The organism is Glycomyces rhizosphaerae, assembly GCF_042647865.1.
In the GTDB taxonomy this organism is placed as follows: domain Bacteria; phylum Actinomycetota; class Actinomycetes; order Mycobacteriales; family Micromonosporaceae; genus Glycomyces; species Glycomyces rhizosphaerae.
In genome coordinates this window covers 393,279-414,606 of the sequence record NZ_JBHRWO010000021.1, presented here as the reverse complement: position 1 = coordinate 414,606, position 21,328 = coordinate 393,279, and the positions used below count along the sequence as shown (strand labels likewise).

General features: G+C 69.6%; 20 protein-coding genes and 1 pseudogene. 6 read left to right on the top strand and 15 right to left on the bottom strand.

The genetic code is table 11. From position 1 onward, the window contains the following. Positions 1-69: 69 nt before the first annotated feature. Both ACFO8M_RS22245 and ACFO8M_RS22240 read right to left on the bottom strand, forming a co-directional pair. Positions 70-381 (bottom strand): annotated as a pseudogene (locus ACFO8M_RS22245) (RNA-guided endonuclease TnpB family protein); the annotation flags it as partial. Between the two features lie 349 nt (positions 382-730). Continuing rightward, positions 731-1,987 carry an MFS transporter gene (locus ACFO8M_RS22240; protein ID WP_387979699.1) on the bottom strand — a complete coding sequence of 419 codons (1,257 nt, stop codon included), beginning with the start codon at positions 1,985-1,987 and terminating at the stop codon, positions 731-733. Positions 1,988-2,140: 153 nt separating this feature from the next. On the opposite strand from ACFO8M_RS22240, the gene ACFO8M_RS22235 reads away from it, so the two are divergent. Further along, the gene (locus ACFO8M_RS22235; protein WP_387979697.1) at positions 2,141-3,298 is read left to right on the top strand and encodes an ROK family transcriptional regulator; all 1,158 of its coding nucleotides are present in this window, start codon (positions 2,141-2,143) and stop codon (positions 3,296-3,298) included. Between the two features lie 250 nt (positions 3,299-3,548). Here the strand turns inward: ACFO8M_RS22235 and araA are convergent, their stop codons facing one another. From araA to araB, 3 genes are all read right to left on the bottom strand, one after another. Then, positions 3,549-5,045 carry an L-arabinose isomerase gene (gene araA, locus ACFO8M_RS22230; RefSeq protein ID WP_387979695.1) on the bottom strand — a complete coding sequence of 499 codons (1,497 nt, stop codon included), beginning with the start codon at positions 5,043-5,045 and terminating at the stop codon, positions 3,549-3,551. 4 nt (positions 5,046-5,049) lie between these two features. Then, positions 5,050-5,739 carry an L-ribulose-5-phosphate 4-epimerase gene (locus ACFO8M_RS22225; RefSeq protein ID WP_387979694.1) on the bottom strand — a complete coding sequence of 230 codons (690 nt, stop codon included), beginning with the start codon at positions 5,737-5,739 and terminating at the stop codon, positions 5,050-5,052. 65 nt (positions 5,740-5,804) lie between these two features. Then, positions 5,805-7,469, bottom strand: coding sequence for a ribulokinase (araB, locus tag ACFO8M_RS22220; protein ID WP_387979692.1), 1,665 nt, complete (start codon positions 7,467-7,469; stop codon positions 5,805-5,807). 417 nt (positions 7,470-7,886) lie between these two features. On the opposite strand from araB, the gene ACFO8M_RS22215 reads away from it, so the two are divergent. Beyond that, complete coding sequence (locus tag ACFO8M_RS22215; RefSeq protein WP_387979691.1) at positions 7,887-8,732, top strand: SDR family oxidoreductase; 846 nt, start codon at positions 7,887-7,889, stop codon at positions 8,730-8,732. Positions 8,733-8,798: 66 nt separating this feature from the next. Here ACFO8M_RS22215 and ACFO8M_RS22210 read toward each other — a convergent pair whose 3' ends face one another. The 4 genes from ACFO8M_RS22210 to ACFO8M_RS22195 form a co-directional block, all read right to left on the bottom strand. After that, entirely contained in the window at positions 8,799-9,371 is a 573-nt protein-coding gene (locus ACFO8M_RS22210; protein WP_387979689.1) for a hypothetical protein, read from the bottom strand. Further along, complete coding sequence (locus ACFO8M_RS22205; RefSeq protein WP_387979687.1) at positions 9,368-9,898, bottom strand: phage holin family protein; 531 nt, start codon at positions 9,896-9,898, stop codon at positions 9,368-9,370. The genes ACFO8M_RS22210 and ACFO8M_RS22205 overlap by 4 nt, the downstream gene beginning before the upstream one ends. 23 nt (positions 9,899-9,921) lie before the next feature. Continuing rightward, on the bottom strand, positions 9,922-10,254 hold the full coding sequence (locus ACFO8M_RS22200) for a plasmid stabilization protein (RefSeq protein ID WP_387979685.1): 333 nt from the start codon (positions 10,252-10,254) through the stop codon (positions 9,922-9,924). A 287-nt stretch (positions 10,255-10,541) separates the two neighbouring features. Beyond that, positions 10,542-11,069, bottom strand: a complete 528-nt coding sequence (locus ACFO8M_RS22195) for a DUF4383 domain-containing protein (RefSeq protein ID WP_387979683.1) — start codon at positions 11,067-11,069, stop codon at positions 10,542-10,544. Between the two features lie 208 nt (positions 11,070-11,277). Here ACFO8M_RS22195 and ACFO8M_RS22190 point away from each other — a divergent pair, with 208 nt between their 5' ends. The 4 genes from ACFO8M_RS22190 to ACFO8M_RS22175 all read left to right on the top strand — a co-directional run bounded on the left by ACFO8M_RS22190 (position 11,278) and on the right by ACFO8M_RS22175 (position 15,040). Further along, positions 11,278-13,119: a transketolase gene (locus ACFO8M_RS22190; protein ID WP_387979681.1), complete on the top strand. Its 1,842-nt coding sequence runs from the start codon at positions 11,278-11,280 to the stop codon at positions 13,117-13,119. A 79-nt stretch (positions 13,120-13,198) separates the two neighbouring features. Next, the gene (locus tag ACFO8M_RS22185; protein ID WP_387979679.1) at positions 13,199-13,615 is read left to right on the top strand and encodes a CBS domain-containing protein; all 417 of its coding nucleotides are present in this window, start codon (positions 13,199-13,201) and stop codon (positions 13,613-13,615) included. Positions 13,616-13,801: 186 nt separating this feature from the next. After that, a complete protein-coding gene (locus ACFO8M_RS22180) occupies positions 13,802-14,359 on the top strand; it encodes a hemerythrin domain-containing protein (protein ID WP_387979677.1) in 558 nt (185 codons plus the stop codon). A gap of 114 nt (positions 14,360-14,473) precedes the next feature. After that, complete coding sequence (locus ACFO8M_RS22175; RefSeq protein ID WP_387979675.1) at positions 14,474-15,040, top strand: hemerythrin domain-containing protein; 567 nt, start codon at positions 14,474-14,476, stop codon at positions 15,038-15,040. Positions 15,041-15,152: 112 nt separating this feature from the next. Here the strand turns inward: ACFO8M_RS22175 and ACFO8M_RS22170 are convergent, their stop codons facing one another. The 6 genes from ACFO8M_RS22170 to hisH form a co-directional block, all read right to left on the bottom strand. After that, a complete protein-coding gene (locus ACFO8M_RS22170) occupies positions 15,153-15,950 on the bottom strand; it encodes a SigB/SigF/SigG family RNA polymerase sigma factor (RefSeq protein WP_387979673.1) in 798 nt (265 codons plus the stop codon). A 269-nt stretch (positions 15,951-16,219) separates the two neighbouring features. Beyond that, positions 16,220-17,947: an acyl-CoA mutase large subunit family protein gene (locus tag ACFO8M_RS22165; RefSeq protein WP_387979671.1), complete on the bottom strand. Its 1,728-nt coding sequence runs from the start codon at positions 17,945-17,947 to the stop codon at positions 16,220-16,222. A 206-nt stretch (positions 17,948-18,153) separates the two neighbouring features. Continuing rightward, on the bottom strand, positions 18,154-19,314 hold the full coding sequence (locus ACFO8M_RS22160) for an RNA-guided endonuclease InsQ/TnpB family protein (protein ID WP_387979669.1): 1,161 nt from the start codon (positions 19,312-19,314) through the stop codon (positions 18,154-18,156). 234 nt (positions 19,315-19,548) lie between these two features. Further along, a complete protein-coding gene (locus ACFO8M_RS22155; RefSeq protein ID WP_387979667.1) occupies positions 19,549-19,950 on the bottom strand; it encodes a Rid family hydrolase in 402 nt (133 codons plus the stop codon). Positions 19,951-19,967: 17 nt separating this feature from the next. Continuing rightward, a complete protein-coding gene (gene priA, locus ACFO8M_RS22150) occupies positions 19,968-20,696 on the bottom strand; it encodes a bifunctional 1-(5-phosphoribosyl)-5-((5-phosphoribosylamino)methylideneamino)imidazole-4-carboxamide isomerase/phosphoribosylanthranilate isomerase PriA (RefSeq protein ID WP_387979665.1) in 729 nt (242 codons plus the stop codon). Positions 20,697-20,706: 10 nt separating this feature from the next. Then, positions 20,707-21,327, bottom strand: coding sequence for an imidazole glycerol phosphate synthase subunit HisH (gene hisH / locus ACFO8M_RS22145; RefSeq protein WP_387979663.1), 621 nt, complete (start codon positions 21,325-21,327; stop codon positions 20,707-20,709). Position 21,328: the final 1 nt, after the last annotated feature.

Below are 21,328 nucleotides of genomic sequence, written 5' to 3'. Positions count from 1 at the left end.
GTGAGGTCGACACGGCGGTCCCAGCGTTGGGAGCTACTTCGTTCAAGCGAGGTCCACGGCGGCCCTCTTCACGAGGTTCCGCAGGTTGTAGGCAGCGTTGAGGTCGCGGTCGAGGACCGCGGCGTAATGCTCGCAGGTGAAGATCCGCTCGGACAGGCGCAGTTTGGCTTGCACCACGCCGCAGGCAGAGCAGGTCTTCGACGACGGCAGCCACCGGTCGGCCACCACCAGGTTGCCGCCGTTCCAGGCGGTCTTGTACTCCAGTTGACGACGGATCTCGCCGAACGCGGCATCGGCGATCCGCCGCGCCAATCGCCGGTTGCGGAGCATCCCGGCGACATGGAGGTTCTCGACCACGACCGTGCCGAGCGCCCGTGCGAGATCGGCGCATCCGGAGGCATATGCCTCCTTCGAGTTCTCACCCCACCACGGCGCGGTGTCGTCCCTGCGGGCGTTCCACTCCTTTCGAAGCCCGTAGGCCGACCAGTCCACGGACGGCGCTAGGTCGACTTCGGCGACGCCGTAGGACCGTTCGGCCTCCTGCTGCGACAAGTTCGCCTCCACCAGCGCGAGCATGTGATTAAGCGCGAACCGCTTTCCCCGCAATGCGACAGGAATGCCCGCTCTTGCCTTGCAGTGGGATCGAGCGCATATCGGCACGTCCGCACGACCTTCAAGGCCATATCCCCGTTCACTCGTGGTTCAGACGTTTCCTTCCTTGTTGCTTGTGCTAACGAGTCAGGCCCACAGGAGGTGACGGGTATTCGGAAGAAGTTCCCGCGGCCGGCCGGTTCAGGAGGCGGCGCAGAGTGAGCGGTCCGGCGAAGGCGGCGAAGGCGGCGAGCACCGTGGGGACGAGCAGGCCGGTCGTGATGCTGGTGGCCTCGCCGATGTACCCGATGGCGGCGGGGCCGATGAGGAGCCCGGCGGAGCCGGACATGGAGATGAGGGCGACGTTGGAGGGTGTGCCTCCGGCTTCGCCTATGGCGCTGAACAGGACCGGGACGATGATGGCGATGCCGCTGCCGGCGAGGAGCCAGCCGGTCCAGGCGAGGGGGAGGCCGCCGACTGCGCCTCCGAACGACGTGTCCGAGACGAGGACGAGGACGTAACCGGCGGTGGCGAGGGTGCCGGCCCACAGGAGGGTCGGGCCGGGGCCGAGCTTCGCGCGGATGGGGTCGCCGAAGAGCCGGAAGACGGTCATGGCGACGGCGAAGACGGTGTAGGAGAGGGGCGCGAGGGCGTCGTCGGCTTCGAGGGCGTTGGCGGCGTGAAGGTTCGCCCAGTCGATCGCGCCGGACTCGATGAGGTGCCCGCCGAGGCCGAGGATGAACATGGCGGCGAGGAGGATCGCGCCGATGCGGCGGACGGGGGCTCCGCTGCTGCCGCCGGAGTTGTCTCGACCCGGTGGCGGCAGCAGCGGACGGGTGAAGGCGGCCATGGCGACCGCGCTGATGAGGGCGACGGCGACGAGCACGCCCTGGCCGCCGAAGCCAATCCCCAGGGCGAGGGCGGTGACGGCGCCGGCGAGGGCGCTGCCGAGGCTCCAGAGGCCGTGGAACGCGGAGATGATGGGGCGCCCGTAGCGCTGTTCGAGCTCGACCGAGTGGGCGTTGATGCCGACCTCGATGAAGCCGACGCCGATGCCGTAGAGCGCGGCGGAGGCGAGGAGCGTCGTGTAGTTCGGGGCGAGGGCGGGCGCGATGAGCACCAGCTGCGTGGCCGGGGCGGTCCACAGGAGTAGCTTGCGGCTGGTCACGCGGTCGGCGATGCGGCCCGCGAGGACCATCGAGCCGAGGCCGACGAGCTGGATGAGCAGGAGCGCGGTGCCGAGTTTCGCCTCGCCGAGTCCGAGCCGGGCGTCGATGCCGGGCAGTGAGGCGGCCCAGGCGCCCATGACGAAGCCGGAGGTGGCGAAGGCGCCGTGGAGCCCGATGCGGGCGCGGCGCAGGACGAGCGGGTCCAGGATGTTCGTTGCGGTGGGCACAGCGGTTGGGGTCCTTGCCGTCTCGAAGGAGGCGGACCGATGGCGGCCCGACATTTTTGTTCTTGACACGAACATAACAAGGCTTCGACGGTGCCGTCAAGATTTATGTTCGAGCCGAGCACAAAAATTCGGCGTGACTGGCATAATCCCTGCATGCCCCAGACGATGACGAGCGCCGACCTCCGGATCCGCAACCAGGTCCGGCTGCTGCGCGCCGTCCACGACGCCACCGAGCCGTTCACCAGGGCCGAGGCGGCCCGGCTGCTCGGCATCGGCCGCAACACCGCCGCAGCGCTCGTCGGCGAACTCGAGCACGCCCGCCTCCTGCACGAGGTCCCGGCCGAGACCAGCGGGCGCGGGCGTCCCACGACACTGCTGGTCCCCCACCCTGAAGGGCCCCTCGCGTTCGCGGTCGACTTCCGGGAGGACGCGTGGACGCTCGCGTCGGTCGAGTTGGGCGGCACGATCACCGAGCTCGAGTCCGGCGAGCACGACCGCACCCCGGCGGCCTTCATCCAGATCCGCGCTGCCGTGGCGCGGCACGAGACGCCGCGGCTGGCGATGCTCGGGTTCGCCACTTCCGGCCCGATCCGCGACGGCCACCGGCTCCACATCTCGCACCTCGGCTGGGACGAGGTGGAGCTCGACTCGGTCCTCGGCGCGGGCTGGCCCCCCACGGTGATCGACAACGACGCCCGCCTCGCCGGGCTCGCCGAATCCCGTCGGGGGGCATTGCGGGGCATGGGGACCGCGATGCACTTCCACATCGATTTCGACATCGGCGGGACGCTGCTGCTGGGCGGTGACGCGCAGCGGGGCGGGCACAACATCGCCGGGGAGTTCGGGCACATGCCGCTCACCGGGTCCCCCCTGGAGTGCATGTGCGGGGTGCGCGGCTGCTGGAGCCTCGACGTGGGCGCGAACGCGCTGGTGCGGCGGTTCGGGAAGGAGCCGGGCTACGGCACCGGACGCGACCTGGCGCAGGAGATCCTGCGGCGGGCCGAGACCGGCGAGCGCGAGGCCGTGGCGGCCCTCGACGACAACGCGGCGGCGCTCGGCAAGGGGCTCGGCGCCCTCGCGAACGCGCTCGACCCGGAGGCCATCAGCCTGTCGGGCCTTGGGGTGGATCTGATCCGGCTGCGCCGCAACCTGATCGAGGAGAGCTGCCGCGAGCACTTGATGGCCTTCAGAAGAGACGAGCCGCCGCAGATCGTTGCGGGAACCGTCGGCGCGGCGGGACCCCTGACGGGTGCCGCCGAGATCGCCTGGGACGCGATCCTCGACCCCGTTTGGGTGAAGAACCGGATGTAGCGGCCGCGCGGCGGCCCATGTTGTCGGACCCCCCTGCCACGATCGGCCCAGGCTTCGGTCCCCTTTGGGTGGGTGGGGGCTCGGGATGGACGACCTTCCCGAACCCCCACCCTCCCCGGGGGTCCCAGCCTGGCATCGCGGTCCGACAGAAAACCGTGCCGAAGCCCCCGCCCTCCAAGAAATGCACCCGAACGAGTGAGGGGCGGGCCCCTGCGGGCCCGCCCCTCGGCGTCTCGTCTTGCGGCGCTTGCTAGATGCCGCCCTCGAGGTGGTGGTAGACCTGGTTCCAGCGGAGCTCCTGCTTGAACTCGCGCACGTTGGTGCCCTCGCCGATGGTCACCAGTTCGATCCCGGCGATCTCGGCGAAGTCCTCCATGACCTCGCGGCCGAAGGCCTGCGTGAACGAGGTGTGGTGGGGACCGCCGGCGGTCAGCCAGGACTCGGCGGAGACCTCCAGGTTCGGGCGGGGCTCCCAAACGGCGCGCGCCACCGGCAGGTTCGGCAGGTCCTCGTCGGGCTCGACCGCGTCGACCTCGTTGGCCACCAGGCGAAGCCGGGTGCCCAGGTCCATCATGCCGACGGTGATGCCGGCGCCGGGCGGGGCGGTGAAGACCAGGCGCACCGGGTCCTCCTTGCCGCCGATCCCGAGCGGGTGGATCTCCGCCTTCGGCTTCTCGGCCGCGATCGTCGGGCACACCTCGAGCATGTGCGCGCCCAGGATCTGCGGGGACTCCGCGCCCAGGTTGTAGGTGTAGTCCTCCATGAAGGACGTGCCGCCCTCAAGGCCCGTGGCCATGACCTTCATGAGGCGCACCAGGATCGAGGTCTTCCAGTCGCCCTCGCCGCCGAAGCCGTAGCCGTCGGCCATGAGGCGCTGCACCGCGATGCCCGGCAGCTGCTTGAGCGTGCCCAGGTCCTCGAAGGTGTCCGTGAACGCCTTCGCCCCGTGCTCCTCCAGCACCGAACGCAGCGCCAGCTCGATGCGCGCGGCGTCGCGCAGCGACTCGTGCCGCTCGCCGCCGACCCGCAGCTCGGGCACCACGTCGTAGGCGGTCTCGTACTCGGCGACGAGGCCGTCGACGGCCTTGTCCTCGATCTCGTCGACGCGCGCGGCCAGCTCGTTGATGCCGTAGGTGTTGACCTCGACGCCCAGCTTGATCTGCGCCTCGACCTTGTCGCCCTCGGTCACACCGACATAGCGCATGTTGTCGCCGAAGCGGACCAGCTTGAGGTTCTGGACCTCGTTCCAGCCCAACGCGGCACGCGCCCAGTTGCCGATGCGCGCCTGCACCTTCTCGTCGCCCCAGTGGCCCACGATCGTCTTGCGGCGGTGCCGCAGGCGGGTGAGCATGTACCCGAACTCGCGGTCGCCGTGGGCGGCCTGGTTCAGGTTCATGAAGTCCATGTCGATGTCGGCCCACGGCAGGTCGCGATTGTGCTGGGTGTGCAGGTGCAGCAGCGGCTTCTGCAGCACGCCGAGCCCGCCGATCCACATCTTCGAGGGCGAGAACGTGTGCATCCAGGCGACCACGCCGATGCACTCGTCAGCGGCGTTGGCCTCCAGCAGCACCCGCTTGATCTCGTCAGGCGTGGTCAGCACCGGCTTGGCGACCACCTTGACCGGGATCGCGGAGGCGCCGTCGAGCCCCGCCACGATGTCGGCCGAGTTCTGCGCGACCTGCTCGATCGCGTCGGGCCCGTACAGGTGCTGGCTGCCGGTGACGAACCACAGTTCTTTGGTTTCCATATGCTTACTGCTCCTTGGAGGACGGCTGCTGGCCGTAGACGTTCTGGTAGCGGTCGTAGAGCTTGTCGATGTCCGCCTGCGGGATCGGGACCGGCTCGCCGAGCTGGCGCGAGAGGTGCACGGTGCGCGCCACGTCCTCGGCCATCACCGCGGCCTTGACGGCGGCCTTCGGGTCCTTGCCGATCGTGAACACGCCGTGGTTCTGCATGATGACCGCCGGGGAGCGGTGCCCCTGCAGGGTCTCCACAATGCCCTTGCCGATGGCGTCGGAACCGATGCGCGCGAACGGGCCCAGCGGGATCTCCCCGCCGAACTCGTCGGCCATCGCCGTGATCACGCACGGGATCGGCTCAGCGCGAGCGGCCCACGCGGTCGCGTACGGGCTGTGCGTGTGGACCACGCCGCCGACCTCGGGCATCCGCTGGTAGACCACATTGTGGCTCTCCGCGTCCGAGGACGGCGCGAGCTCGCCGTCGAGGATCTTGCCTTCGAGGTCGGTCACGACCATCAGCTCGGGCGTGAGGTCGTCATAGGAGACGCCGCTCGGCTTGATGACGATCAGGTCGGTGCCCGGGACACGGCCCGAGACGTTCCCGCTCGTCCAGGTCACCAGGCCCCAGCGCAGGAGTTCGGCGTGCAGGTTGCACACCTTGACCTTCATCTCCTCGACGGCCGCGGTCGTTTTGAAACTCATCTGTGTTTACTCCGATTCGGGGAAGCGAGCGAAGCGAGCGGTGGGCGGGGCGACGGGCGCGGGCCTCATTTCGTCGCCTCCGTGGCGATCTTGTGCAGCTTGTGCAGTGCTCGCGAGCCGCCGCGACCGAAGTGGTCGTGCAGCTCCTCGTAGACGGCGTACAGCTCGTCGTACGCGTCGGCGCGGGCCTCGTCGGGGACGTAGGCGCGGCGCTCGACCTTGCCCATGGCCTCCGCGGCCGCGTAGATGTCCGGGTAGGCGCCCGCCGCGACGGCGGCGTGGATCGCCGAACCCAGGGCCGGGCCCTGCTCGGAGGTGAGCACCGTGATCGGCATGCGCAGCACGTCCGAGTAGGTCTGCATGAGCCACTTGTTCTTCAAGAGGCCGCCGGCCGCGACGAACTCCTCGATCGGGACGCCCGCCTTGACGAGGGTCTCGACGATCATGCGGGTGCCGAACGCGGTGGCCTCCACCAGCGCCCGGTAGATGTCCTCGGGCTTGGTCTGGAGGCCCAGGCCGAGGACGACGCCGTGCAGGTCGTGGTCGACCAGGACCGAGCGGTTGCCCGAGTGCCAGTCGAGCGCGACGAGGCCGTGCTGACCGACGGCCTGCTGCTCGGCGAGTTCGGTCAAGTACTGGTGGATCGAGATCCCGCGCTTCTCGGCCTCGGCGGTGTACTCGCCGGGGACGCCGTTCTTGGTGAACCACGCGAAGATGTCGCCCACGCCGGACTGCCCGGCCTCGTAGCCCCACAGGCCCTTGGTGATCCCGTCGCGGACCACGCCGCACATGCCCGGGGCCTCGGTCAGGTTCTCGCCGTTGACGACGTGGCAGGTGCTGGTGCCCATGATGGCGACCATCTGGCCGGGGCCGACGGCCTTCGCGGAGGCGGCGGTGACGTGCGCGTCCACGTTGCCGGCCGCGACCACGGTGCCGGCGTTCAGACCGGTCCACTCCGCGGCCTGGGCCGTGAGCTCGCCGGCCTTGTCGCCGAGCGGCAGGAGCGGGTGCTCCATCTTGGCGTTGAAGTCGACGAAGTCGGGGTTGAGCGCGGCCAGGTACTCGCGCGACGGGCGCTCGCCGTCCTGCACGATGCCCTTGTATCCGGCGGTGCAGGAGTTGCGGGTCTCCTCGCCGCACAGCTGCCACACGATCCAGTCGGCGGCTTCGATCCAGCGCTCGGCGCGGTCGTAGATCTCGCGGTCCTCCTCGAGGAGCTGGAGGCCCTTGGCGTAGGCCCACTCCGAAGAGATCTTGCCGCCGTAGCGCGGGAGCCACGACTCGCCGCGCTCGGCGGCGACGGCGTTGATGCGGTCGGCCTGGCCCTGGGCGGCGTGGTGCTTCCAGAGCTTGGGCCACGCGTGCGGGCGGGCGGCGAACTCGTCGAGCTCGCACAGCGGGGTGCCGTCGGCGGTGGTCGGAAGGATCGTGCAGGCGGTGAAGTCGGTGGCGATGCCGACCACCTGGTCGGCGCTCACACCGGCGGCGGCCAGCGCTGCGGGCACGGCGTTGCGGAGCACGTCGACCCAGTCCTGGGGCGACTGGAGCGCCCAGCTGCGCGGCAGGCGGACACCGGAGCCCGGGAGGGCCTCTTCGATGGCGCCGTGCGCGTAGACGTGCTCGGCACTGGCCAGCTCGCGACCGTCGGCCACCGATGCGACGACGGCGCGACCCGAGAGGGTGCCGAAGTCGATCCCGATAGCAACGGCATCCTTGTCGCTGCCAGTCATTGCGCCTCCTTGGGGGTGCTCGTTTGCAACTCGTTGTCGAGGTCGTTCAATAGTAAAAAGTGACCGCTCACATGCTGCTGTTCCACCACGTGAGGGCGGCGTATGCACAGAGTTGGATCCCCAACAACCTAACGCATTCACACGTTCGGTACCAGCAGCGGTCCGGGAAACGGGCGCCGGAACCGGAAATACCGGATCGAACGGACGCGGCCGAACCGGGCCACCGGGCTGGAATGTGACCGAGGTCCCTTCGAGTTTCGCACGCAGTACTTCGTACACCGTATTTCGTACGGCGCGCAAGAGGGCGGCCACCCTTGCACACTGTACGGCGTACGGGATTATCGGCGATCGACGGCGGGTATTCGATCGCCCGGGACTCGGTCGAGCCGCGACCGGGCGGAGCGAAAGGAAGGACCGATGGGAAAGCCGGGACAGCAGCAGGAACCTCCGGGCCTTACCGAGGCGATGAGCCCGAAGCCCAAGGACGCCATGCAGGGCTACGAGGGCCGCGGACTCCTCAAGAACCGCCGGGCGCTCATCACCGGTGGGGACTCCGGGATCGGCAGAGCCGTCGCGATCGCCTTCGCCAAGGAGGGCGCCGACGTCGCCATCGCCTACCTCGAGGAGCACGAGGACGCCGAACGCACCGCGGAACTGGTCGAGGCCGAAGACCGCAAGTGCGCGCTGCTCCCGGGCGACCTCGGGGACCGGGACCACTGCGGCGACGTGGTCGACCAGACGCTCAAGGCGCTCGGCGGCCTCGACCTGCTGGTCAACAACATCGCGACGCAGACGCCGGTGGACCGGCCCGAGGACATCAGTGATGAGCAGTGGGAGCACACATTCAACGTCAACATGCACAGCTTCCACCGCGTGACCAGGGCAGCGCTGCCGCACATGGTCGAGGGCGACGCGATCGTCAACTGCGCCTCGGTGAACGGGCTGCGGGGCAACAAGAGCCTCATCGACTACTCGGCGACCAAGGGCGCGATCATCGCCTGGACGTATTCGATGGCGCAGGCGCTCGCGCCGAGGGGCATCCGCGTCAACTGCGTCGCACCGGGTCCAGTGTGGACACCGCTCATTCCTTCGACGCTGTCGGAGGACCATGTGGAGGGCTTCGGCGAAAACGTGCCGATGGGCCGTCCGGCGGAACCGGACGAACTCGCGCCGTCGTTCGTGTTCCTGGCGTCCAACCGCATGTCGTCCTACATCACCGGCGAGGTCGTGGCCGCCCTCGGCGGCGAGACCATGCCCGGCTAGCAAGAGCGTTCAGACAGAGGCGGACCGGCGGGCCATGGCCCGCCGGTCCGCCGTTCTTGTGCCGCCTCAGCGGTGCGTCATGCGGCGCATGGCCTTCTTGCGCTGCTTCTGCACCGTCATTGCGGCGGAGCCGAAGGCGTCCTTCGCGGCGGCCCAGCGCTTGCGCGCGGCCTTCCGTGCCGCCTTGCGGCGGCGTTCGGTGGCCTTGATCGCTTCCCGCGCCGCCTCGCGGGCGGCCTTCGAGGACTTGCGGTGGTCGCGGAGGACGCGCACGCCGACGACCGCCGCCGTGGCCGCGCCCGCTGCCGCGATGGCCACCGTGAGCGGGTGGCGCCGCACCGGCGCGAAGGGCCCGTGCGCGTGCGCGGCGTCCGGGTCGAGGCCGAGCCGCGACCGGAGTTCGCGCACCGAGTCGTTGACCCGCGCGCGGGTCTGCTCGGCGTCCCGCTCCAGTTCCCGAGTGGACTTGTGCTGGTCCGCCTCGGCGTCCTCGACGGCCCAGTTGCGTTGGCGCGCCAGGTTCTCCTCCTCGGTGGGCAGCTCCACGTTCGGCAGGTACGGCATCGACACCGAAGGCGGCGGGGCGAGCCCGACCCCGGGCGGGATCCCTCCGGGCGGCTGCGTTTGCATACCGGTCATCGGTCCATCCTCCCTCGAAGCGCCCGGGCGTCTTCCCGGGCGTGCTCCATCGTCTCTTCGGGGATCGGCGGCATGGCGCTGCGCAGCTTGGCGCGACCCACGAGCGCGAAAATCCCCGCCACGGCGAGCAGCGCCACACCCATCACCAGCGCGGCCAGCCAAGCCGGCCACACGAGTGCGAGGGCGATGCCCGCGGCGAGCGCCAATGCGGCCCCGCCGTAGATCGCGATGACGCCGGCGAGGGCGAACATCCCGCCGCCGAACGCGCCGCGCTTGGCCTTGTCGGCGACTTCCCGCGCGGCCAGCTGGGCCTCGACGCGGGCCAAGTGCGCCACCTGCGACGTCAGGTCTCCCACGATCTGGCCGACCGAGCGGTCCTGCTCGTCCCAGTCGTGGCGGCGGCCCCAGCCGCGCCTGCTCCGTTGGGACCAGTCGCGGGCGTCTTGGTCGGCATCGGCCCATTCGCCGCGGTGCTCGCGCTCGGCTTCACGCATGGCCCGGGCCTCGGGGTCGTGTCGAACCTCCATGTCCTCACCTCTCTCCGCCGGGCTCAAGAGCGCTTCTCGAGGGCGCGTTGGAGCTCGGCCTTGTTCATCTTGGATCGGCCTTCGATGTTCTTGCGTCGGGCCTCCTGGTAGAGCTGCTCTTTGGTGCGGCCCTTGGGCCCCGAGTGCGACCGCTGGCCACCTCGTTTGGAGGACGACATGTCCTTGATGGAGGTGCGGCTCGCCGTCTTGGTCTCGCCTTTGCGGGCGCGTTCCTTGTTGACGGTGCGGGCGGCGAGTTCCTGAGCCCGGTCGTGGCCCATGCCGCGCAATTCGGCCTGGTGCCGAATGTGCCCGTACTGGCGTTCTTCCTTCTCGGTCCACTGCTGCTGCGGCATCGTTCCCTCACCTCCGCGGTGTCCGGTTTCGACCGGGTGCGATGGGGATCGGGTTCCCCGCCCGGCTCGGTGGAAACCTCGCAGACGGCGAGCGACCCCTGGTGGGAGGCGGCGCGCATACTTCCGCGGGCTCCGGGTAGCCCCCTCCGGCAGGCGAACGCCTGCGGGGACTCCCGTCGCCCGGTGCGGTTCGTAGAGGGCTGCCGTGCCGGGTCGGCGGAGAACCGCATGCGAGCGGTGCTTCGGGAATCCGTCCCGAAGCGCCGCTCCGCTTCGTGTCCGCGCGGTCAGCGGGCCGCGCCGCGGTTGGTCTCGCCGAAGTCGCCCTCCCCGCGGGCTTCGCTCTCGGCGGGGAGCTTGTTGTGCAGGAACAGGCCGAGCGCGATCATCGTCAGGCCGAGCACGAGGTGCAGCCAGTCGTCGGCGGTGTTCGCCGGCAGGAAGTTCCCCACGTGGTGGTCGGCGACGGGGAAGCCGTACATGCCCAGGAGGGTGTACAGGACGCCACCGCCGACGAGGTACCAGCGGGCCTCCTTCACGAACCAGGCCATGAACAGCCCCAGTAGGCCGAACGCGATGTGGATCAGGTTGTGCAGCACCGAGACCTGGAAGATCCCCAGCACGGCGGCCTCGGAGTCGGCCCCCGAGAAGGTCATGCTCGAGAAGTCGGTCGTGATGCCGGGCAGGAATCCGAGGACGCCGATCACCACGAACAGCAGGCCCACGGCGGCGGCGCCGTCCTGGACGGCCGTGGTGCGGCGGCGCTCGGCCTCCCACCAGTGATGCCCGCTCGCGGACATCGGGTGCGCGTTCATCGTTCACCCCTCCTTCAAGGACGTTGAAGCGCACCGCAGTGCCCCCTATGGGCATCGCCACCAGACGAGGCGGCACGCCGCGAGCCCCCTGGACCCGCAGTCGTCGGATACCCGCGAGAGCCGCTGCGACACGCGGTTTCGGGCCGGTGAGCGCGGGTAGCCCTGGCTTTCAGAGCCGAACGCCGGCACCGGACAACCAGGAGGAGCCGTGAGCGTCATCGAGGCCCGCACCAGCGACATCGCCGAGCTCGGGCAGCAGCTGCGCGTCGACGCGGTGCGCGCGTCGGCCCGCGCCGGCTCCGGTCACCCCACGTCCTCGATGTCGGCCGCCGACCTCATGGCCGGTCTCCTATCCGGGCACCTCCACTACGACTTCGATCATCCGCACCTGCCGGGCAACGACCGGCTCGTGTTCTCCAAGGGCCACGCCTCACCGCTGCTGTACGCGATGCTGCACGCGGCGGGCGCCATCGACGAGGAGCACCTGCTGACCTACCGCAGGCTCGGCTCCGACCTCGAGGGCCACCCGACACCGCGGCTGCCGTGGGTCGACGTGGCCACCGGGTCGCTCGGGCAGGGCCTGCCCATCGGCGTCGGGATGGCCTTGGGCGCCCGCCTGTCCGGCTCTCCCGCGCGCGTGTGGGTGCTGTGCGGGGACGGCGAGATCGCCGAGGGCTCCATGTGGGAGGCCTTCGCGGCCGCCGCCGACTTCGGGCTCGGGAACCTGTGCGCGATCGTCGACGTGAACCGGCTGGGCCAGACCGGGCCCACCCGCTACGGGTGGGACACCGGGGCGTACGCGACCCAGATCGGCGGGTTCGGCTGGCACACCGTCGAGATCGACGGCCACGACCCGGCCCAGATCGACCGGGCCTTCGCGGAGGCCGAGCACGAGGGCTCCCGGCCCACGGTGATCCTGGCGCGCACCCGCAAGGGCAAGGGCGTCGCCGCCGCCGAGGACAAGGAGGGCCTGCACGGCAAGCCCCTCGACGAGTCCGAGAAGGCCGTGGTGGAGCTCGGGGGCGTGCGCGAGGCGCGCGTCCACGTAAACGGGCCGCGTTCGAGCGAACCGCGGCAGAGCCGGCCGTCGACGTCGGTCCGGCGGCCGTCGTTCCCGGTGGGGAGCATGGCCGCGACCAGGGACGGCTTCGGTGCGGCCCTCGAAGCGCTCGGCGAGGCCAACCCGGACGTGGTCGTCCTCGACGGCGAGGTCGCCGACTCCACCCGCACGGCCGCGTTCAAGAAGGCCTTCCCGAACCGCTTCTTCGAGTGCTACATCGCCGAGCAGCAGATGATCGGCGCGGCCGTCGGGCTCCAGACCCAGGGGTGGATCCCCTACGCCTCCACGTTCGCCGCGTTCCTCACCCGCGCCCACGACTTCCTGCGCATGGCCGCCATCGGCGGCGCCGACCTGCGCGTCGTCGGCTCCCACGCGGGCGTCTCGATCGGCGCGGACGGCCCCAGCCAGATGGGCCTCGAGGACCTCGCCATGTTCCGCACGCTGTGGCGCAGCGTGGTCCTCTACCCGTGCGACGCCAACCAGTGCGCACACCTGACCGCGACCATGGCCGACCTGCCGGGCATCAGCTACCTGCGCACCACCCGCGCCGAGACGCCGGTGATCTACCGGGGCGACGAGCTGTTCCCCGTGGGCGGCAGCCGGACCCTCGTCGCCTCCGCGCACGACAAGGTCGTGATCGTCGCCGCCGGGATCACCGTCTCCGAGAGCCTCAGCGCGGCCGAGCGCCTCGCGGACGAGGGCCTCCCGGTGCGCGTCATCGACGCGTATTCGGTCAAACCGCTCGACGCCGCCGCGATCCGCCAGGCCGCCGCCGACACCGGCCGCGTCCTCACCGTCGAGGACCACTGGCCCGTCGGCGGGCTCGGCGACGCCGTGCTCGACGCCGTGGCCGGGCACATTCCCGACGTGCGCTTCCACAAGCTCGCCGTCCGCGGCATGCCCGGTTCGGCCGGGCCCGCCGAGCAGCTGGCCGCCGCCGGGATCGACGCGGCGGCGATCTGCAGGGCCGCGCAGCGGCTCATGGCCTGATGAGAACTCGCATAACGCCGCGCGAAACGAAGACGCGAACGATACTCGTGGCAACAGTACGAAAAAGGAGATGAGCAGCATGGCAACCGCACGCGACCTCATGCACACCGGGTGCACCTGCATCAAAAGCAACGACACGGCCGCGAACGCGGCCCGGCTGATGGCGGAGATGGACGTCGGTTCGCTCCCGATCTGCGGGGCGGAGGACGACAAGCTCCACGGCATGGTCACCGACAGGGACCTCGTCCTGCGCGTCATGGCGATGGGGCACGACCCCGAGACGTACACCGTCGACCGCCTTCCGCAGGGCCACCTGATCCTCGCGAAGGCCGACGAGGACGTCGACATCACCGTCGCCAAGATGAAGGAACACCAGATCAACCGGCTTCCGGTGCTCGACCAGGGCCGTCTCGTGGGCATCATCTCGCTCGGGGACATCGCCCACCACCTGCCGCAGTCGGTCACCGGTGAGCTGGTGGACCGCATCAAGTCCTGACCCCGGACGGGCCCGGCATCATCGGGCCGCAGGGCCACAGGGGGTGGAGGCGCCGCCGCGGGTACACCGCGGCGGCGCCGTATCCGTGCCCGGTCCGCGGCGCGCCCGGCAGGAGTCGCCGACCCGGTGCGCGGGTTTCACTCGCACCGCCCCGGGTATGCCGGGGGTCTAGCCGAGGAGGCAGCCATGACGCACGAGAACAACCTGATCAAGGTGCTCACGGAGGAGCACCGGACGATGGAGGGGGTCTTCGGGGAGCTCGAGTCCCACCACGGCTACTCGCGCGACCGGAAGGGCCTGGTCGACCACGCCCTCGCCGAGACGGTCCGCCAGTGGACCGCCGAGGAGCGGTACGTGTTCCCCGAGCTCCGACGGCAGCTGCCCGACGGCGAGGCGCTGGTCCGCCACGAGATCGACGAGCACCACCGGATCGACAGTCTCATGAAGGACCTCGAAGTGTTCGGGACCGGACACCCGCATTTCGAGCAGAAGCTCCGCGAGTTCATCGACGACTACCGCCACCACGCCCAGGACGAGGAGCAGAACCTCGTACCCCGTCTCCAGCAGTCATGCACCGAAGCGAAGCTCGAAGAGCTCGGCGACAAGCTGGTGCACGTCAGGGAGACCGCCCCGACCCGACCGCATCCGCAAGCGGCCGATGCGATCCCGGCCGACCGCATCCTCGAGCCCGGAGCGGGGTTCATGAACCGCATCCGCGATTCGATCCGCCCAGGCGCGATGTGATCACGACAGTCGGGCCGGTCCTCCCGGACCGGGCCTGACGCGTGCCGCACCAGGGTTTTGCCCCGCATCGCCCGGGTACGCCCTGAATCCGATCGATCGCACCAAGGAGGACCGATGCCGCATAACGAGGCAGACACCGACCTGATCGATGTCATCGTCAAGGACCACCGCGAGTTCGAGGCCGCCTTCGTCGAGCTCGAAAGCCACACCGGGCACGCAGTCGGCCGCAAGGAACTCGTCGACCACGTCATCGCCGAGATCGTCCGCCACGAGGTGGCGGAGGAGCAGTTCATGTACCCGGCCGCCAGATCCCGTATCCCCGAAGGGGACAGGATCGTCGACCACGAGATCGAGGAGCACGCCGAGGCCGAGGAGGTCATGAAGGACCTCGAAGGGCTCGGGCCGGAGAATCCGCACTTCGAGCAGCTCGTCAAGCAGATGATCGAGGACGTCCGGCACCACATGGACGAGGAGGAGCGGACCCTCCTGCCGCGGCTGCGCGAGGCCTGCGACGCGGAGGAGCTCCAGGACCTCGGCCACAAGGTGCTGGCCGCCAAGGAGTTCGCGCCGACCCGGCCGCACCCGAACGCACCCGACGAGCCGCCGGGCAACCTCATCCTGGGGCCCGGGATCGGCTTCATCGACAAGATCCGCGACACCCTGCGGCAACGCGAGGTCTGACACAGCCCTTCGGGGACGCAGCCTTCCGGGGGCGGAAGACCGGAGCGGCGGGCCTTTCGGCCCGCCGCTCCGGCGTGGTACTCCATTCTTCGGACAGCGTCCCTAATGGTCCCTAATGGGCGGTCCTGTCCAGTCCGTCGCGCAGATCCTCCAACGTGCGGTGGAGGAGCCGGGAGACGTGCATCTGCGAGATGCCCACCTCTTCGGCGATCTGCGTCTGCGTCATGTCGCCGTAGTACCGCAGCGCCAGGATCTTCCGCTCCCGTTGCGGGAGCTCCTGGATGAGCGGCACGAGCGACTCGTGGTTCTCGACGAGTTCGAGCGCGGCGTCCTCCTCGCCCACCGACTCGGCGAGCGTCGAGCGCTCCCCGTCGGCGAACGGCGGCTCGTCCAGCGAGACCGCCCTGTAGGCCTGCCTGGCCTCGTAGCCCTCCTGCACCTCGGCGACGGTGATGTCGAGGTGCTCTGCCATCTCCTCGTCCGTCGGCGGTCGACCGAGGCGCTGCGACAGCTCGCCGCCCGCCTGGTTCAACGCGATCCGAAGTTCCTGCAGCCGGCGCGGCACGCGCATCGGCCAACTCGTATCGCGGAAGTGACGGCGCACTTCGCCCATCACCGTGGGGACCGCGTAGGAGAGGAAGTCCGCCCCCTGGTCGGGGTCGAAGCGGTCCACGGCGTGAATGAGGCCCACGGAGGCGACCTGCACGAGGTCGTCCTTCGCGATCCCCTTGCCCGCGAACCGCTGTGCTATGTGCTCCGCCAGAGGAAGATGCCCGGTGACCAATTGCTCCCGGACCTCCGCCCGGCGCGGGTCGCCCTCGTCGAGGGAGGCCAGCTCCCGGAACAGCGGCGCCAGGTGGCCGTACTCGTCCGAACCCTGCCGCTTGCCTTCTGATCGATTGTCTGCCATGCGATCGCCCTCCTGCCCGTGTGGACATCGGTTGAAGCATGTCGCCCACTCGGGGCCCTGACGCTTCTCATTGTAAGACTGCTTGCGGGCCAAAGGCAATGATAGAAGGTAAATTCTGGATCACTAGGGAGATATAGCAATACATGGGACACTACGGCCGAATATCGGCGTAACCACTCGCTCGGGTACCCGCGGGAGCCCGATCCGAAACGTCGCACTGTGCCCATCGTCACCGGAACCAGAAAAACGTTGGCGCGCAGCCGAAACGTTCAGAGACCGGTGGTCTCGCGGTACTCGCCCCACTCCTCGCGCAGCGCGCCGCAGATCTCCCCGAGGGTCGCCTCGGCGCGGGCCGCCTCCAGGATCGGCTCGATGAGGTTCGCCGAACCCTTTGCGGCCGTGACGATGTCCGCTAGCGCGCGTTCGACGGCGGCGTTGTCGCGGCCCTCGCGGCGGCGTCCGAGCACGGCGTTCTGCTCGCGTTCGATGTCGCCGGAGATCCGCAGGATCTCCAGGTCGGGGGTGACGGTGTCGTGGAGTTCGGTGACGCCGACGATGTGCTTGGTGCCGTCTTCGAGCTGCTGCTGGTAGGTGAAGGCGGCCTCGGCGATCTCGGAGTTGAACCAGCCGTCCTCGATGCCGCGCAGGATGCCGGAGGTGACGGGGCCGATCTCGTGGCGATCGGCCGCTTCCCTCGCTACGGCGGCGGGGTCCTCCCCCGCTTCGCCGCCGAGGGCGAGGATCTGGAGGAAGATCTTCTCGGCCTCGGCCTCGATCTTGTCGGTGAGGGCCTCGACGTACCAGGAGCCGCCGAGCGGGTCGGCCACGTTGGTCACGCCGATCTCGTCGCGCAGCACCGACTGGGTGCGCAGGGCGATCTCGGCGGACTGGTCGGTGGGGAGGGCGAGGGTCTCGTCGAGGGCGTTGGTGTGCAGGGAGTTCGTGCCGCCCATGATGGCCGCGAGCGCTTCGACGGCGGTGCGCACGACGTTGTTGTAGGGCTGCTGGGCGGTGAGGGAGACACCGGCGGTCTGGGTGTGGAAGCGGAGCCATTGGGCGCGGTCGGTCTGTGCGCCGTAGACGTCGCGGAGCCAGCGGGCCCAGATGCGGCGGGCGGCGCGGAACTTGGCGATCTCCTCGAAGAAGTCGATGTGCGCGTCGAAGAAGAACGAGAGCCCGGGGGCGAAGGCGTCGACGTCGAGGCCGCGTGACAGCCCGAGTTCCACATATGAGAAACCGTCGGCGAGGGTGAACGCGAGTTCTTGCGCGGCAGTGGATCCGGCCTCGCGGATGTGGTAGCCGGAGACCGAGAGCGGCTTGTAGCGCGGGATCTTCTCGGCGCAGTAGGCCATGAGGTCGCCGATGAGGCGCAGGTGCGGCTCGGGCGGGAACAGCCACTCCTTCTGGGCGATGTACTCCTTGTGGATGTCGGTCTGGAGCGTGCCGTCGAGCTTGCCGATGTCGACGCCCTGCCGTTCGGCGGCCGCGAGGTACATGCAGAAGATGGGGATCGCGGGCCCGGAGATCGTCATGGAGGTGGTGACGCCGCCGAGGTCGATGCCGTCGAAGAGGCGGTCCATGTCGGTCGTGGAGTCGATCGCGACGCCGCAGTGGCCGACCTCGCCGAGGGAGGCGGGCTCGTCGGAGTCGCGGCCCATGAGCGTGGGCATGTCGAACGCGACCGAGAGGCCGCCGCTGCCCGATTTGAGGAGCATCTTGTAGCGGGCGTTGGTCTGCTCGGCGTTGCCGAAGCCGGAGAACTGGCGGATGGTCCACTGACGCCCGCGGTAGCCGGTCGGGTAGAGCCCGCGGGTGAAGGGGAATTCGCCGGGCCAGCCGATGCGCTCCATGCGGGGGTCGGCGACGCCGTCGGGCGGGCCGTAGACCGGTTCGGTCTCGAGCCCCGAGAGCGTGGTGAAGTCGGCCTCGCGCTTCGCGGCCGACGCATAGCGCTTCGCCCAGCGCTCTCGGCCTTCGGCGATCGACTCAGCGTCCACGGTGACACCCCATTTTTCGCTCGTTCCTGCCGCATCCGCCTCGCCGCGGCCGCGGGCTCGTGGCCCGCGGACTCCGATGAGACCGCTTCGGCGAGCCCGGTCGGGCTCAAGGCCCATACTAGTCAAGTGACCTCCGGTTAATCTGGAGGTTTGTACCTCGTCCGTCGTCGCTGGCTGCGACGTGGTCGGGTAGATCGCAGCCGCCGTCAGGCGGCTGCTCGGGACCCTTCACAAACGGCCCAAGCCATCCGTCCACGTCTTCGGACGTTGACGGCGGCTATGACGTCGGCCGGTCCAGCGAGACCGCACCCACGACAACAGAACTCATCTCTTGATCTTCGATTGGCGCGTTCGGTGTGGTGGCACAGCGGGCACATCTGGCTCGTGTGTCGGGCGTCGACGGTGACCACCGCGACCCCGGCGCGCTTCGCCTTGTACGCGATGTGCTGCGCCAGTTGATGGAACGGCCATTGGGAGATCCTGCCGCGCTGGGACCGGGTGAGCCGTACCCGCTCGCGGATGCCCTCGAGGTCTTCAAGGGCGATGCCGCGACCGGTGCGTTCGGCCGCCGACACGATCTCTTTCGCTATCTTGTGATTCACATGCGTCGCATGCCGCGCCTCCCGACGCGACCGCTGCTTCAGCTTCTGCTTTGCGGCCCTGGACCCCTTGGCCTGCAACTCGGCCCGCGCCCTGGCCATGCGACGTCGGTAACGCTCGAGGTCCTTGCCTTGGAAGTTCACGCCGCCCGAGGTGGTCGCGAGGTTGACGATGCCGCGGTCGACACCGATGAAATCCACCGGGTCGACAGGCTCGGCCTCGGGAATCTCGACCGTCGCGGCCAGATACAACTCGCCGCCACGCGCGAACAGGTCCGACTCGCCTTTCCGGTACGCGCGAAGGGCCGCCAGATCCCGCTTCGAGCAGGCGAAGGCGATCTCCTTGACCCGCCCGGCCACCGTCCGGATCGACACCGTCCGGACATCGAGGTCCCACGACAGGCACCGGTCGTCGAACGGTTGCGCGGCTCCTTCCTCGAACGCGACCGGCTTGCCAAGCGCCTTTGCCGCCCGCGCCCCACGCAGCATCCCCGTTCGGCATTGGGCGTAGACGACCGTGTAAGCATCACGGACTTTCTTGACCGCGTGCTGGGCAAGTTGCGACCCAATCCCGGTCGCCTTCGCCTCGGCGTACACCCGGCCCCGCAGCGCGTACTCCCGCTCCACCTGCCCGGTCGCCTTGTCGCGGTGCGCGAACGCGACTTTCGCGATCCGGTTCGCCTCCGCATTGCAGACCCGCAGCGTCTCGACCAGTGCCGCACGCGATACCGCGTCCGGGACCAGTTTCACCACCACAACCTGCTTCACACCAACGACGTTAGGCCACGGGTACGACACTCCCCGGACACGACACGCACTCAAGGTGAAACGTGATCAAACCCATGCTCACGTAACGCCAGTCGACCGTGCCCGAGGCTCGCCCAGCCCCGCTCCGCGGGACGGCGAACAGGCAATCGCCCCGAACTCCTCCGAAGGCTGAAGCCCCGGGGCTCCTCCGGGAGGACTACTGAACGATCGTTCAGGCGCACAGGATCGAGAAGGTCAGTCGATGTCCCTCCATGCGCGGAACGCTTCGAGCTCGACGGCCACGATCTGGCCGGGGTGGAAGAGGCCGCTCACGATCACCACGGTCGCGGTCGGGCGGACGACGCCGAAGAATTCGCCGTGGACCCGGCCCACCGGGTCAGCGTGGGCCTGGTCGGTCACGTAGAGGCGCGAGCGCACGACGTCCGAGACGCCGGCGCCGGCGTGGACCATCGCGTCCAGGGCGGTCCGGAAGGCCTCGCGGGCCTGCCCGGCGGCGTCGTCCTTCAGGTGCGGCCGCGCCTCGAGATCGGCGGTGCAGGCACTGGTGAGCACCAACGGCCCCACAGCGACAGCGCGCGAGTAGCCGTAGAGCTGCGCCCATGGACCGGTCTCCGGTACCCGTTCGACCAATGCCATGCGCGCCTCCCCGGTGGTTACAGTCCCTTCAACAGGTTCAACGCCTCAGCGACCGTGAAGTTACGCTCGTACAGCGCCGTTCCCACAATGGCACCTTCGACGCCGATGCCCGTCAGGCCCGCGAGGGCGCGCAGGTCGTCGAGCGAGGAGACGCCGCCGGAGGCGATCACGGGCTTGTCGGTGACCTCGCAGACCGAGCGCAGCAGGTCCAGGTTCGGGCCCGAGAGCATGCCGTCGCTGTTCACGTCGGTCACGACGTACCGCTCGCAGCCGGCGCGCTCGAGGCGCTCCAGGACCGCGAAGAGTTCGCCGCCCTCGCGGGTCCAGCCGCGCGCGGCCAGGTGCCCGCCCTTGACGTCGAGGCCGATGGCGACACGGTCGCCGTACTCGCCGCAGATGCGGTCGCACCATTCGGGGTTCTCGAGCGCGGCGGTGCCGATGTTGACGCGACGGGCCCCGGAGTCCAAGGCGCGCTTCAAGGTCTCGTCGTCGCGGATGCCGCCGGAGATCTCCACCCGCATCTCGACCTTCGACGCGACCTCGGCGAGCAGCTCGTGGTTCGTGCCGCGCCCGAAGGCCGCGTCGAGGTCCACGAGGTGCAGCCATTCGGCGCCCTGGCGCTGCCATTCGAGGGCGGCCTCGATCGGGTCGCCGTACTGCTTGCCGGAGCCCGCGACGCCCTGCACGAGTTGAACGGCCTTGCCGCCGGTGACGTCGACGGCGGGCAGGAGTTGGAGTTCGGTCATTTTATGCCTTTCAAGCAGCAAGGTCCTTGATCCAGTTGGACAGCAGCGCGTACCCGGCGTCGCCGGACTTCTCGGGGTGGAACTGGGTGGCCGCGGCCGAACCGCGTTCCACGGCGGCGATGAACGGCTCGTCGTGCGTGCACACCGCCGCGAGCGCGCCCGGGGGCGTCGCCTTGGCGGCGTAGGAGTGCACGAAGTAGAACCGCTCCTCCGGGTCGATGCCCGCGAACAGCCGCATGCCCTCGTCCACGGCCACGGTGTTCCAGCCCATGTGCGGGACGCGCTGGGCCGCGAGGAGTTCGACACGGCCTTCGAAGACGCCGACGCCTTCGGTCTCGATGCCGTGCTCGACGCCTTCGGTGAACAGCACCTGCGCGCCGACGCACACGCCGAGCACCGGGGCGTCGGCGGCGACGCGCTCGCGGATCACCGTGTCGAGGCCGTGCTTGACGACCCCGGCCATGCACGCGGCGAACGCGCCCACGCCGGGCACGAAGAGCCCGTCGGCGCGGCGGGCCGCGTCCAGGTCGCTGGTGAGCTCCACTTCGGCGCCGGCACGTTCCAAGGCGCGGAACGCGGAGCGGAGATTGCCTGAGCCGTAGTCGAACAGGGCCACACTGGGTTTGGACATC